Origin of the sequence: Streptomyces sp. SCSIO 30461 (genome assembly GCF_037023745.1) — a bacterium.
Taxonomy (GTDB): Bacteria; Actinomycetota; Actinomycetes; order Streptomycetales; family Streptomycetaceae; genus Streptomyces.
Genome location: NZ_CP146101.1, coordinates 4,847,658 through 4,861,779, shown reverse-complemented (window position 1 = coordinate 4,861,779; position 14,122 = coordinate 4,847,658). Strand labels below are relative to the sequence as shown.

Below are 14,122 nucleotides of genomic sequence, written 5' to 3'. Positions count from 1 at the left end.
GGAAACGACGCGGCTGCCGGCAGCGTCATCGAGGAGTTGGCAGGACTCGTGGGGGATCTCCAGCATCATCCGCTCGGCGGGAAGGGCCCTCGGAGCCCCTTCCGAGCCCGGTGCAGGTGCACGTGGCGGCGGTGCGGGACGAGTCCGGCCTGTTCGAGGCGTTTCCGCGCCGCGGTGATCGCCTCCGGGGTGGTTGCATATTCCTGACCGTCCGGCTGCAGCAGTTCCAGGGCCCCGACCGAAGCAAGGACCTGGCGCTGGCCGGGCCGGATCCCGGAGGCCAGCACGGTGACCCCCCGCCGGTGCAGCTTCTCCACCACGTCCTTCAGGACCAAGGCGCCGGTGGCGTCCATCGTGGTGACCCGCGACATGCGCAGGATCACCACTCGCACGTCGGCAACCTCTGATAGCTCCAGCAGGAACCGGTGCGCGCCGGCGAAGAAGACCGGGCCATCGATGCGGTAGGCGACGATGTGTTCGGTGAGCAGGGCGTGTTCCTCGTCGCTGTGTTCCCCGGGCAGATCCGGGCGGAAGTCGACCTGATCGAGACGGGCTTGGAGTCCGACCGCGCGTAGCGCCAGCGCCCCGGCCACCACCAGGCCGATCATCACCGCGTAGACCAGGTCCAGGGCCAGCGTCGCGGCGGCCGTCAGCACCAAGACGGCCGCGTCGGACCGGGTCGCCCGGGCCATGGCTCTCAGCGACCCGACCTCCACCATCCGGACTGCGGTCGCCAGCAGCACCCCGGCCAATGCAGCCAGTGGGATCCGCGACACCAGCGGGGCGGCGGCGAACACGATCACGCCAAGGATCACCGCGTGGGTCAAGGCTGCGAGCCGGGAAGAGGCACCGGTACGTACGTTGACCGCCGTCCTCGCTATCGCCGCGGTCGCCGGCACCCCGCCGAACAGCGGGGCGGCAAGGTTCGCCACCCCCTGCCCGAACAGCTCCCGGTCCGGATCATGCCTCTGGCCGACCGTCATGCCGTCCGCGACAGTCGCCGACAGCAGCGACTCCAGCGCGGCCAAAGCGGCCACCGCCACCGCCGGGCCCAGCAGCGACCCCAGCGCAGAGACGTCGAGGAAGCCAAGCGACGGCGCGGGCAGACCCGACGGCAGCGCACCGATCGGCGCCACCTCCTGAAGGTGGAAAACCTCCACCACGATCGTCGCCGCGATCACCGCGACGATCGAGAACGGGACCGTCGGCCGCCACCGCGCCCCGACCAGCATCACCACCGCCACCCCGACAGAGAGGCCAAGCGCCATCCAGTTCGGCGCCTCAGTGAACGCCACCACTGACCGCCACGCCACCGCCAGGACCTTCTCGCCCTCCGGCTTGTCCACTCCCAGCGCATTCGGGAACTGCTGCAGACCGATCACGCACGCAATGCCGAGGGTGAACCCCTCCACCACCGGGGCCGGCACATACGCCATGTACCGGCCGGCCTTCACCAGCGCCAAGCCGATCAGCAGCACGCCAGCCATCAGCCCGACCGTAAGCACCCCGCCCGGACCGTACTCGGCAACGATCGGGACCAGCACGACGGTCATCGCCCCAGTCGGCCCCGACACCTGAAGGTTCGAACCGCCCAGCAGCGCCGCCAGCGCGCCCGCCACCACCGCGGTCGCCAGCCCCGCCTCCGCCCCCAGCCCCGACGAGACACCGAACCCGAGCGCCAGCGGCAAGGCGACAATCGCCACCGTCAACCCCGCCAGCAGATCCCGGCGCGGATCCCGCGCCATCACCTGGTAGTCAGCCCGGGTCGGCAGCACAGCCCGAACCCGCAGCAGGACCTGGCTCACGACACGACCCCGCTCCCCCGCACAACACCGAGCAACTCCGCCCGCTCGGCACGCACCTCTGTCAGGACCCGCCGGGCCCCGGGCAGCGATTGCCGCACAGCACCCCCGGGCAGCTCGCACACCACCCCCGAGCCGTCCCCGGCGGACCTGACCACCCACCGCCGCAGCACCGCCAGCCACTGCGACAGCACCGACGACTCCACCTCGATCGCCCCCAGCAGATCCCGCACCGAATCCTCCTCCAACAGCACCAGCACACCTCTGCACACCACGCGCGGCAGCATTCGAAAGAAGTGGATCTTCGCCTGCCGCAGCGGAACTGACATCCCGCCTCCGACCCTTCCCGTCGCCCCGCACCCCCAGCACGGGCCGCATCATCACACGCGACCTGGGAACTCAATAATATGAGAATGTAGCAAATTGCAAATCTCTGCAATTAGTGTAGCGGCGATCTCGGCATAGCCGCTGGTCATGAGGCGGCCATCGCGCAACTCTCCGAGTAGGAAAACTCGTTGAGAGAGGTCGCGCGATGGCCTTGTCCCGGCATGACTTACTCCGGCTGATGGAGTCACTGCGTACGGCGGACGGAATCGAGTCGATCAGGGTCCCGGCCCGGCGGATCCTGCAGGAACTCATCGAGGCCGAGCCCACCGCTCACATCGGCGCCGAGCCCGGCGAGCATGCCGAGAGCCGTACGACCTGGCGCAGCGGTCACCGCGACAGAGTGCCGACCCCGCAGGCCGGGGACCTGGACCCGGCCCGTGGTCATCGCCACCGGCATCACCGAGGACGGCGGGCGCGAAGTGCTGGGCCTGATGGTCGGCGACAGCGAGACCGAGGCGTTCTGGAGCGAGTTCCTGCGCTCCCTGCGCGAGCGCGGTCTGTCCGGGGTCCGCCTGGTCATCGCCGACCACCACTTGGGCCTGGTCAAGGCCGTGCGCAAGGTCATGCTCGGCGCCGGCCACCAAAGATGCCGCGTGCACTTCCTGCGCAGCGTCTTCGCGATGATCCCGAAGGGCTCGGCGGAGATGGTGGCCGCGACCATCCGCACGCTCTTCGCCCAGCCCGACGCCGCAGCCGTCCGGCCCGGCTCGACACCGCGTCTTGAACGGCCCGTACGGCGACGTGTGAATGGCCAGGTTGGGGTTCACGCCGACGTCGCGGTGTCCGGCGGTGTCGAGGGCCTGGCGGACTGCCTGGATCGAGCCGTCCGGCACGGCCGTGGGGGACTCGCAGTCCGCTCCGGCGTCCGCGTGCATGACTGCGATGGGGCCCATGAGGCGCGGAGAGCCGGACGGCGCCGTGCAGCGAGCCCGAGTGGGAGATGATCATGGCGTGGTGCTGCAATCAGGCGCTAGGAAGTGCTGGCTGGTGCTACATGTGTGGCCGGGGCTCAGCCTGTGGATTCGCCCGCGTGGGGACTCAGCACACCTGCTCCCACCAGCGCAAACAGTGCAATTCCCAGGACAATCCGGTACCACGCGAACGGCATGAAGCTCCGGGTTGTGATGAACTTCATGAACGTAACTATGTCGATGTGTCCTGAGCGGTTTTGACCTGCTGTTTTCCACCACTTTTCAAGATCGAATGGGAGGGCGGTGGGAGATGGCGCCTTCCAGTGCTCTCTCTCGCCGGCCGCGAAGCGCAGCCACCTGGTTTGCAGCGAATCGGCAATCTCCTGCTCCATGGCCAGGGCAACGTGCGAGTAGAGACCTTCCACGCCGGCTACGTCGCGGCCCATGCGGGTCTCCATGGCGATGCGACTGTGTCGATCTTCATCCAGCCATTCCTTGCCGCTGTGGCGAAGCAGGTACAGCCGCTTTCCGGCGTTCGTGGTCGCGGGGAACCGGCCCCTGACCCGCGGCCAAACTGTCCAACAAGGCACTGGCCGTAGTGCGCGCCTCGGTCGCTCACCAGCCCGGATGAGATTTTCGGCAAGAGCAGGATGCATGAGGCCGACTGGGGCGACAGCGGTGCCCCGGATGAGCTGATCGGCACGTGAAGAGCTGTGCCGCGGTGACCTGCATGCCCTGGCGGTCGCCGGAGGCGCTCCAGCGGTCACTGCACCCCAGCGGGCGCTGGCCGCGTTTCTGCGTCTGCCCGCCGGGTGATCCCCGCACCGGGGCACCGCTGCTCTGGCACTCGTGCCCGTACAGGGCGGTGTAGCCGGTGGTCGGGTGCACGGTCGCCTCAGGTTGTCGGTGCCGTCGGCTAGCGTGCGAGGTATGCGCTACTTCAATACGGCCGGGCCGTGCGACCCCACGCGTCACTACATGGTGCCGGCCCAGGAGCGGCTGCCCAGGGCCCGCGGGTACATCGAGCAGGGCCAGTACTTCGTGGTGCACGCGCCACGGCAGACCGGGAAGACGACGGTGCTGGCGGCGATGGCCCGGGAACTGACGGCCTCGGGCCGGTACGCGGCGCTGCACTTCTCGTGCGAGAGCGCGGAGGTGGCTGGGGAGGACTACGGCCAGGCCGAGCTGCTGGTGCTGGAGGCGATTCGGCGGTCCGCGGAGTCCGCTGGGCTTCCTGATGAACTCGCGCCCCCCGCCTCCTGGCCCGACGCGGTGCCCGGGTCCCGGCTCACGCGGGGGCTGGCTGAGTGGGTGCGGAGCTGTCCGCGTCCGCTGGTGCTGTTCTTCGACGAGATCGACGCGCTGCGGGGGGAGAGCCTGCGCAGTGTGCTGCGCCAGTTGCGCGATGGCTTCACTGTCAGCCGTGGCGGCTTCCCGCATGCGGTGGTGCTGTGCGGGCTGCGGGATGTGCGTGACTACAAGGCGGCCTCGGGCGGGGATCCGGGGCGCCTTGGTACGTCGAGTCCGTTCAACATCAAGGTGGCGTCGCTGCGGTTGGGCGACTTCACCGAGGCCGAGGTCGCCGAGCTGTACGGGCAGCACACCACGCAGACAGGCCAGGATTTCACGGTGGATGCGCTGGAGCGTGCCTTCAGCTTTACCCAGGGACAGCCGTGGCTGGTCAACGCGCTGGCCCGGGAGGTCGTCGAGGAGATGGGGGTGCCGTCGGACACGCCGATCACGGCCGAGCACATGGAGGAGGCGAAGGAGCGGCTGATCCTGGCGCGTGCGACGCATCTGGACTCGCTGGCCGCCAGGTTGGGCGAGGACCGGGTGCGGCGGGTGATCCAGCCGCTGATCGCGGGCGAGCTGCTCCTGCCGACGGACACGTACGACGACGATCTGGCGTACGTGCGCGACCTGGGGCTGGTCGCTCCCGACGCGCCGGTGCGGGTGGCCAATCCGATCTACCAGGAGGTCATTGTCCGGGTCCTGGGAAACAACACGGAGGGCCAGGTTGTCGCCGCCCCGAGCAGCTTCCGGCTACCGGACGGCCGGATCGACATGGACAAGCTGCTGTGCTCCTTCGCCGAGTTCTGGCGGGAGAACGGCGAGATCCTGGCCACCGCCTCGACCTACCCGGAGGCCGCAGCACAGCTGGTGATGATGGCCTACCTGCACCGGATCGTGAACGGGGCGGGTTTCATCGACCGGGAGTACGGGGTCGGCCGGCGGCGCGTGGACCTGCTGATTCGCCAGCCGCACACCGCTGCCGACGGTTCGCGGGCGGTGCAGCGCGAGGCGCTGGAGCTGAAGGTGTGGCGCCAGGGCCGCACAGACCCCCTCGCCGAGGGGCTGACACAGCTGGACGACTACCTGGACCGCATGGAGCTGTCCACGGGCACCCTCGTCGTCTTCGACACCCGCCCGCAGGCAGCCCCGGTCCACGAGCGCACCGCCTTCTCGCAGCAGACCACGCCCTCCGGGCGCATCGTCACCCTGCTGCGCGCCTGACGGCCGGGAGACCTCAGCCAGGAGCGCCCCCGGATCTTCCTCCCGTGGCCGTGTTCCCGGAGCAGCACGGGTTCGGTGCGGGAGCTGGAGGGGCTTGGCAGCCAGGAATCGCGGCAGTTCGGTGCTGACACGTCAGCACATGAAACCCTGGGGGCGGGCCGCGGCACGTTCTTCGACAAGCGCGCCGACGGCACCTTCGGTCCCGTGGAGGACATCAAGATCGATGTTCCGACACCCCCGAGGAGTGGGACGCCCTGGGCCGCATCAGCGCCCCAGGTAGCCCCGCCTCCGGTGCCCAGAAGGCCATGGCAGCCGGGGCCGGTCTCTCGACCAGCTATGAGGCGGCAGAGCACCCGTTACCTCGTCCCCGGAACCACGGTCAGGAGTACGCCAACCCTCGTCAGTGTTCCGAACCGTCGTGTGGGGACGGTGGTGACGCGGGCCCTGGAGGTTGCTGCGGGGGCTCTTGATGCTGCGCTGCTCGAGTGAAACGGGTGGCGCGCTGTCGCTCCAGACAGGGTACGCGCAGCGACCAGCGGTCTTCGGCGCGCGTTGGGAAGGTTGCGCCGAAGACCGCATCCAGCTCCAGGCAACGTCAGCACTGTCCCGGCCAAGAGCCCTCAGCCACTGCCTTACCTACTGACGAGGCAACAAGGTGAGGCGGCGCGCACGCTGTTGAGCTACATGGCCTCACTAGAACTGCCTGGTGGCTTTGTCAGTGATCTCCTTGCCAAGGTGTACATCCTCGACGGCGGCGGCCGTGATGCTGGATCGCGGCATCACTGGGCCGGGCAGTTCGCGGCATACATTCCGACGGGGTCGGCCGGCAGGGGAGCGAGGCAGCTCCGGAGGTTCCGACGGCGCCGGCTCGTCGTCCGGCTTCCCGGTGACCGAAGCGTCCTCGGGGCAGGGCATGGGCATCCGTGCGCTGTGCGGCTGCGGACTGGGGCGTTGGTTTGCGGCCGCTGTGGGTTGAGAGCGGTGCCTGCCCGGCACCGGCTGCCGTTTTGTGAGCCCGGCCTGCCAGGGCTGTCAGCCCTGCGCGGTGTGCGGCTGTCGCAGCGGCGACGGCGCCCCCGGTTTGGATGGCCGGTGCGGGGATCAGACGGTCATGTCCACTGTGGTGGTGTAGCCGGACCGATCTGGTCGTTGTTGGGGTAGATCTTGTCCATGCTGCCTTCGGGGAGGTAGCGGCCGAGCATGTCGGCGACGGTGTCGAGCTGGGCCCGGACGGCTGCGGCGTCGGGCTGGGCGAAGGTCGTGCGGATGGTCGCGGCCACCATTTCCGCGGAGTCCTTCGGGATCATCGCGAAGACGTTGCGCGGGAAGTGAACGCGGCATCTTTGGTAGCCGGCGCCGAGCATGACCTTGCGCACGGCCTTGACCAGACCGCTGTGGTGGTCGGCGATGACCAGGCGGACCCCGGACAGACCGCGCTCGCGCAGGGAGCGCAGGAACTCGCTCCAGAACGCCTCGGTCTCGCTGTCGCCGACCATCAGGCCCAGCACTTCGCGTCCGCCGTCCTCGGTGATGCCGGTGGCGATGACTACGGCCTGGGACACGATCTGATGGTTCACGCGGGCCTTGCAGTACGTCGCGTCCAGGTAGATGTAGGGGAAACGGGTGTGATCCAGCGGCCGGGTGCGGAAGGCGGTGAGTTCGGCGTCCAGCCCGGCGCAGAGCCGGGACACCTCGCTTTTGGAGATGCCGCTGTCAGCACCCAGGGCCCTGACCAGGTCGTCGACGCTGCGGGTGGACACTCCGTGGACGTATGCCTCGACGATGACGGCGTAGAGGGCCTGGTCGATGCGGCGGCGGCGTTCGAGCAGGCTGGGGAAGAAGGTGCCGGTGCGGACCTTGGGGATCGCCAGGTCCAGGTCCCCGGCCTGCGTGGTCAGTACTTTGTCGCGGTGACCGTTGCGCCAGGTCGTACGGGTGTCGGCGTGCTCGCCGGGCTCCGCGCCGATGTGGGCGGTGGCCTCGGCCTCGATGAGTTCCTGCAGGATCCGCTGGGCCAGGACCCTGATCAACTCGATTCCGTCCGCCGTACGCAGTGACTCCATCAGCCGGAGTAAGTCATGCTGGGACAAGGCCATCGTGTCACCTCTCTCAACGAGCTTCGCTACTCGGAGAGTTGCGCGATGGCCGCCTCATGACCAGGGGCTATGCGGAGATCGCTGCTACACCACTCGGCGGGACACCATCAGCAGCGGGGAGTCGTGGCGGTTGGCGCCGGCCAGGACGCGGCCCAGCGGAATGCCGCATCCGTCCGTCATGCCGGAGCGTTCGAGGCCCTGTTTGCCGCGGTCGACCGGTGAGCGTCCGGCCGCCTCGCCGCCTCCGGGAGCCTTGGTGATGGAGCCGTCGACGGCGATCTGTTCCAGGACGAGGCCGACGATCCGGTCGTAGGAGGCCAGCGCGATCTGCTTGAGCCGGGTGAAGACGCCGAGTCGTATCCACTCGTCGCGGCGGCTGCGGATCGTGGTGGCCGAGCAGGTCGTGTCGGCGATCGCCTCGTAGGAACAGCCGAAGCGCAGCAGTTGCAGCATCTTGTCGAAGACGATCCGGTCGCTGACGCGCCGCCGGTGGCAGCCAAGTGGATGGTCCGGGCGGTACTCCGGCCGCTCGGGAAGCAGGGCTGCGAACTGGTCCCAGAGCGGTTCGGTGAGCCATGACCTCATGTATTCAGCTACGGCCGTGGCTTGATGCCCCGACAGAAGAAGGGTGCCTCCCACCTGCGGTGATCTGATTGCTGAGATCAAAAACCGTCGCAGAGAAGAGGCACCCAAGAGGTGCAGGCTACCGAATGGGATCACCGGCTTGCCGTGCGGGCCGATGGCAAGAACCTGACCGGCCACGCGGGCGTGGTGCTGCTGCGGAAGGTCGCCGACCGCGTCGGCCTGGCCACCGTGCTCAGCGCGGCGCTGCCGAAGGGCACCGGGCCTGGCTGGCGTGACCGGGGCATGGCGCTGGTCCAGCTGGCCTGCGCGATCGTGCTCGGCGCGACGAACATCCTGGAAGCCGAGCAACTACAGCACCACTGGAAGAGCCTGTTCCCGCGGCCGGTCTCGGACAGCACCCTGCGCCGCACTCTGGAGGCGATCGACGGTCCGGTGGCGGCGCGGATCGAGCGCGTGCGCGCCGTGGTCCGGCGCATGGTGTGGACCGTGCTCGCCCTGCGCCCCGGCGGCTTCCCTTGGATCGCGGTGTGCGGCAGAGAACTCACCGGCTGGTACGTCCTCGACCTCGACGCCACCATCGTGACCTGTAGCAGCAAGAAGGAGGGTGCGGCCGGCACCTTCAAGGGCAGCTTCGGCCACATGCCGCTGGGAGCGTGGGTGGCCAACACCCGCGAGTGTGTCGCCATGCTGCTGCGACCCGGCAACGCGCCGCCGAACGATGTCGACGACCACAAGAGTGTCCTGGCCTCGGCGTTTGGGCAGCTCCCGCTGCCGCTGTGGTCGAAGCTGCTGATACGGATCGACGGCGCGGCCTTCAGCCACGACGTCCTCGGCCACCTCCAGAGCCTGACCACCAGCCGGCGCCGGGTGCGCTGGGTGACCGGCTGGGCCATCAACGACGCCGACGAGAAGGCCATCACCCGGCTGCCGGAGAAGGTGTGGACGGCGGCGCTGCGGCAAGACGGCCAACTGCACGAGATCAAGGGCCCCGACGGCGAATGGCTGTCCTACCAGGTCGCTGAGCTGACCTGGGTCCGTGACCTGACCGGCTGGCCCGAGGGGATGCGGTTGATCGTGCGCCGGGTCAAGCCCTCGCGCCGGGATGCGAAGAAGCTGACCGCCTTCGAGAAACGCACCGGCTGGCGCTACCGGATCGTCGCCACGAACATCCCCTCCCACCAGGGACTTTCCGGGGTACCCGGCTCCGGCCAGGTGTGGTTCGTCGACGCCCTGTACCGCGATCACGCCGAGGTCGATGACCGGGCGCGTACAGGCCGCGGGCAGTCGTGATGGTGCGCGTGAACACCGAGATGGCACACTTGCCGGGCAACGGGACCCCCGAAGCAGGATTACTTGGTCGTTCTCCATCCTTCCACCGGGGGTCCCGTTCCAGCTCCACCCAAGAGCCTTGCCTCGTAGCGACGTTGGCCTACGCTCCGAACCATCACGACGCCATGACCACGACCACTGGCGCCGATTTGACCTGCGGCGTTTCCGCTTAACTTCCGGGCATTGAGCCCTGGACGGCAGCGTTCACCGCCGCCTGGAAGCACGCCACCGAACTCCCGGCCCGTACCTGACGACCGGCCACCACCCCGACGACACCGGAGAGGAGAGGACCGCAGCCCCCCGGGGCCCGTGGAACCCGACGCCCCGCAGCGTCACGCGACAGCCAGTCCCGATACGGCATGGGACATACCGGGCAGCCAGCCGCACACGGCGAAGCCGTCACTCCTCGGAAGAATCGAGGCTGAAGCTCTCATACAGGTGCTGGGCTCAGTCAAAGTGCAAGGTCGCCACAGGAAGGCCGGGATGTACGGACCCGTAGTCGTGGCACGCTTCCCAGTGCTCTATTGACTTCGCCAGAGATCCATCTGCGCATCGAGCCGGTGAAGGCATCTGCACCCGAGCAACCTCCAGAGGCGACTTCTCGATGCGCTCAGCCGCCTCCACGAGGCCCGGTACCTTCATACAGCTCTGGTGTTCCAGCACGACTCTTGCCGCTTGGCCTGCGATCTGGCGCCTTAGCTTGTAGGCAGCGGCAATCTCGTGCTCCGTCGCCTTCTCGGACAGCAAGTCCAGGTCTCCGAGATTTATGTGAGTACCCCGCAGTTGCAGATTGAGAATCGGCGCGTCGTGGGGATGAACCATGGGAATCCGCACAGCACCCGCCTTTCGGTCAAGTTCCAGCGCCCGATCCCGCTGGGCCTCGCACGCCGCTTCCCGCTGGCGTTCCTGTCGTTCCGACCAGTTGATACACGAGGGTATGCCAACCATCATAAGGATTGCCAGGCAGGCAAGTCCGATAAGCGTCGCGCGTCCCTGCCGCCGATCTCTCCGCTCCTCCCTGGCGGCCTTGTCGCGTTCAACTTCGGCATAGGCTTCGAGTTCGCTCTGCGTCACGTGATACCGGCAGGCCTGGCCACCCACCTGGGGGAGTCGGCAGGGCGTGCCCTGGTTGGTCAGGCGGCCACAGCGCGGCGTCATGGCAGGTATCCCGGAGAGGGCTTACCAGTGACACGCCGTGCGTTCCGCGACAGCCACTGGGACCTGGCCGCATCCCTCTTCGAGTGCGTGAACGGGGCGCAACCGCGAACGAACTCCTCAAGCTCTCCGGTGGCGGACACGATCAGCGGTTCTGACCCATTTCCTGTGGATCGGGGCCTGGGTATCAGCATTTCAATCCCCTCGATATGTGGAGAACTTGCAAGCGGCCAGCATAGGGCGGCGTTGGCCCGGTGGACGTGTCCGTAGTCGATCAGGCTGCGGTACCCGCACACGATGTGTGGTCGAGCGGGTGTTGCGGAAGCCGGTGATCCACGTGGCGATCTCCCAACCGGGCCTCGGCCGCCGCTTCCTCCGATCGGAGTCCCAGGGCGATCGCCCGGAACCGGACCCGGTCCTCCCGCCACGCGACCGTTGGCCGGCCCGGCGACGGCATTTGTCCCCCTGCACTCGCGAGCCCTGCATCGCTGCGGGCCGACACCCGTCGCACCACCTCCGACCACGAGGTGGTGCGACGATCAGTCGGAACCACCCTCCGACCCCCTGTGAAAGACCACGAACCTGACGTCGCCGCCGCGGGGGCAGCAGCCATGTACAGCGAGACCGGAAGAGATCGGCATCGTGGCGCTCGCCCATCGCGTAGCCGAGGCAGACTGAGCGAGAACAGAGGAGTCCCTCAGGGCGCCTTCCTCACCGGGGTGCGACATCGCCCGCACGCTTGAGCTTCTGCCAGCGCAGCCGGCCGCCGGTCATGGCGGTGACGCAGGAGTGGATGAGGACCAGGTACATCAGCTGCCGGTAGGCGATCTGCTGGAGCGGCATCACCAGTAGATGGCGGTACTGCTCCTTGTCGATCCTGAAGGCGTACCCAGCGCAAGCCAGTTGGAGGCCGAGTACGGCGAGCCAGGCCAGCAGCGCGGCCTTGAAGTCGATGAAGGTCATGGCGTAGATGGTGAACACGTCGATGAGCGGCGTGACGATCTGGAAGAGGACAACCAGCGGCATGCCGATCCGTCCGAAGCGGCCCGAAGCTCCCGTGTCCGTGAGCGACTTGCGGTGCTTCCACAGTGCCTGCATCGTCCCGTACGACCAGCGGTAGCGCTGCCGCCACAGCTGCTGGACCGAGCCCGGGGCCTCGGTCCAGGCGCGGGCATGTTCCTGGTAGACGACGCGCCAGCCCTGCCGGTGCATCGCGATGGTGATGTCGGTGTCTTCGGCGAGGGTGTCCTCGCTCATGCCTCCGACGGCGAGCACGGCGTCCCGGCGGAAGGCGCCGACGGCGCCGGGGATGGTCGGCATGCAGTTCAGCAGGTCGTACATCCGGCGGTCGAGGTTGAAGCCCATGACGTACTCGATGTGCTGCCAGGCCCCGATCATTTTGCTGCGGTTGCCGACCTTGGTGTTGCCCGCGACAGCGCCGATCTCCTCGTCGGCGAAGGGCTGCACCAGGTGTTTGACGGTGTCCGGCTCGAAGACGGAGTCGCCGTCCATCATCACGATGATGTCGTGACTGGCTTTGCGTACACCATTGTTGATGGCGGCCGGCTTGCCCGCGTTCTCCTGCCGGATGCCCCGGATGTTCGACATGCCCAGGCTCGCGGCCGCGGCGGCGGCGATCTCGTAGGTGCCGTCCGTCGAACCGTCGTCGTCGACGACGACGATCTCGATCGGATGGGTGGACCGCGCCAGCGACTCGAGGGTGCTGGCGATGCACTCCTTCTCGTTGTATACGGGCACGATGACACTCACCGGACGGGTGATCTCCGACCCCCACGAATAGCGCCGCCCCCTGTCCCGCGGGTTGCGGATCCTGTAGTGGCGACGAGCGAGTACGAGCATCATCAGGAACCGGCCGATGACGGCGAACCCGATGACGGCGAGGCCGACGGACAACCCTGGCACCACGATCTCGGCGACGGCCACCGCGCCGAGGAACGCCTTGCCCTGCCACTGGCTGGTGCCGGACACGGGCCGGTGGGCGGAAGCCTCGCCCATGGCACCGCTGACGGTGGTGAAGGTGTAGCCCCTCTCCTTCATCTGCCTGATGTACGTACCGAGCGCGTCGATGGTCTGCCGGCGGTCGCCGCCCGCGTCGTGGAAGAGGACCGTGGCACCCTTGCCGTCCTCCGGCATGGCACTCTCGATGATCTTCTTCACACCGGGCTCCTGCCAGTCCTCGCTGTCGGTGTCGGTGAAGACCGAGGTATAGCCGTCGGCGCCGATCTTCTGGTAGACGGGCCAGCTGTGGTTGTCGATCGCATCGATCTCGGAAATGTAAGGGGCGCGGAAAAGCGTGGTGTTGATCCCCGCGGCTCCGGCCAGCGCCAGCTGGGTCTGGTTGAGTTCGCGCTGGATACGGCCGTCGCTCTGGTACGAGGGGTCGACGTGGGTGAAGGTGTGGATACCGATCTCGTGGCCCCGCTCGACCATCTGCTTCACCACAGCCGGATAGCGGGACACCATGGAGCCCACGACGAAGAAGGCGGCGGGAACGTCGTGCTCCTCCAGGACCGCGATGGCCTTCTCGCTCCACTCGGGGTCGGGGCCATCGTCGAAGGTGAGGACGATCGTCTTGTCCGGAACGGTACGGGTCCGGGCCTTGCCTCCGCGGAAGGTGAGGACGGGGGGCCGCCCGACAGGACCTCTCTGGGTACGTCGTTGTAGTTCGCGTCGCTGCGCACCCGGTCGTCGCTTCCGACCTCGGAGCGCAGATAGCCGTCGAGCAGCATCATGCAGGTCAGCGCCAGCAGCAAGAGCAGGGCAAGGACGACCCGCGGCTTGGGGACAGCCTGCCGGCCGACGCGTTCGATCCGGCGGGGCTTGGCGTGCCTGGCATGCCGGGACGGCGAATGGGGAGTGCTCGTCGTCATGATGTCATCTCGCGCTTCCTGCCGTTGCAGCAGTTTCGGAAGAGCACGGGGGTGCGGCAGGAGCGCCCGATGGCGGGGTGCCCGTGGGCACGCTCTTGGCCGGGACGCTTGAGGGCTGCGGGTTGGGCATGGCCGTCAAGGAGTCGCTCCACCACACGAACACCATGCCGAGCACGGCGACGTAGCCGAGGCAGAGAACGCCGATCAGCATCCCGGCGCGGCGCAGCCGCCTGGCGCGACGGCCGGAGGAGTCGACGAAGACAGGGGCTTTCCGGGGTTTTGGACCCGCGCGCCGCCTCGATCAGCGCCTCGGCACATCGGGTGCGGTAGAAAGTATTGAGTTCATCTACGCATGCCATTCACGGGTTGCTTTCCCAGGTCTCTGGATGTGGATATCTCTTACACGTTGCCGATCGCGCCTTCCTGCAGGAGTGTCACGGGGCATTCAACGG

At 67.9% G+C, this 14,122-nt stretch carries 5 protein-coding genes and 6 pseudogenes; 3 read left to right on the top strand and 8 right to left on the bottom strand.

The genetic code is table 11. The features are described from left to right. Positions 1-65 precede the first annotated feature (65 nt). Both V1460_RS21590 and V1460_RS21585 read right to left on the bottom strand, forming a co-directional pair. Positions 66-1,745 (bottom strand): SulP family inorganic anion transporter, encoded by a 1,680-nt coding sequence (locus V1460_RS21590; protein ID WP_338678140.1) that lies wholly within the window; start codon positions 1,743-1,745, stop codon positions 66-68. Between the two features lie 56 nt (positions 1,746-1,801). Then, positions 1,802-2,131, bottom strand: coding sequence for a transcriptional regulator (locus V1460_RS21585; protein WP_338675282.1), 330 nt, complete (start codon positions 2,129-2,131; stop codon positions 1,802-1,804). 203 nt (positions 2,132-2,334) lie between these two features. Here V1460_RS21585 and V1460_RS21580 point away from each other — a divergent pair. Next, a pseudogene (locus V1460_RS21580) lies at positions 2,335-2,890 on the top strand (transposase); the annotation flags it as partial. A gap of 63 nt (positions 2,891-2,953) precedes the next feature. Here V1460_RS21580 and V1460_RS36480 read toward each other — a convergent pair. Next, positions 2,954-3,064, bottom strand: a pseudogene (locus tag V1460_RS36480) (porphobilinogen synthase); the annotation flags it as partial. A 134-nt stretch (positions 3,065-3,198) separates the two neighbouring features. Continuing rightward, positions 3,199-3,336, bottom strand: a pseudogene (locus tag V1460_RS21575) (undecaprenyl-diphosphatase); the annotation flags it as partial. 694 nt (positions 3,337-4,030) lie between these two features. Here V1460_RS21575 and V1460_RS21570 point away from each other — a divergent pair. Further along, entirely contained in the window at positions 4,031-5,614 is a 1,584-nt protein-coding gene (locus V1460_RS21570; protein WP_338675281.1) for an ATP-binding protein, read from the top strand. 1,178 nt (positions 5,615-6,792) lie between these two features. On the opposite strand, the pseudogene V1460_RS21565 reads toward V1460_RS21570, so the two are convergent. Together V1460_RS21565 and V1460_RS21560 are read right to left on the bottom strand one after the other, a co-directional pair. Next, positions 6,793-7,710 (bottom strand): annotated as a pseudogene (locus tag V1460_RS21565) (IS256 family transposase); the annotation flags it as partial. A 108-nt stretch (positions 7,711-7,818) separates the two neighbouring features. After that, positions 7,819-8,295, bottom strand: a pseudogene (locus V1460_RS21560) (transposase); the annotation flags it as partial. A 111-nt stretch (positions 8,296-8,406) separates the two neighbouring features. Here V1460_RS21560 and V1460_RS21555 point away from each other — a divergent pair. Further along, positions 8,407-9,585 carry a transposase gene (locus V1460_RS21555; RefSeq protein WP_338675280.1) on the top strand — a complete coding sequence of 393 codons (1,179 nt, stop codon included), beginning with the start codon at positions 8,407-8,409 and terminating at the stop codon, positions 9,583-9,585. Positions 9,586-10,071: 486 nt separating this feature from the next. Here V1460_RS21555 and V1460_RS21550 read toward each other — a convergent pair whose 3' ends face one another. Together V1460_RS21550 and V1460_RS21545 are read right to left on the bottom strand one after the other, a co-directional pair. Beyond that, positions 10,072-10,698 (bottom strand): hypothetical protein, encoded by a 627-nt coding sequence (locus tag V1460_RS21550; RefSeq protein ID WP_338675279.1) that lies wholly within the window; start codon positions 10,696-10,698, stop codon positions 10,072-10,074. A 792-nt stretch (positions 10,699-11,490) separates the two neighbouring features. Next, positions 11,491-13,670, bottom strand: a pseudogene (locus V1460_RS21545) (bifunctional polysaccharide deacetylase/glycosyltransferase family 2 protein). Between the last annotated feature and the right edge of the window lie 452 nt (positions 13,671-14,122).

Coding starts and splice junctions, on each gene's coding strand:
- V1460_RS21585 (WP_338675282.1), bottom strand. CDS start 2,131: ATGTCAGTTCCGCTGCGGCAGGCGAAGATCCACTTCTTTCGAATGCTG.
- V1460_RS21570 (WP_338675281.1), top strand. CDS start 4,031: ATGCGCTACTTCAATACGGCCGGGCCGTGCGACCCCACGCGTCACTAC.
- V1460_RS21590 (WP_338678140.1), bottom strand. CDS start 1,745: ATGGCGCGGGATCCGCGCCGGGATCTGCTGGCGGGGTTGACGGTGGCG.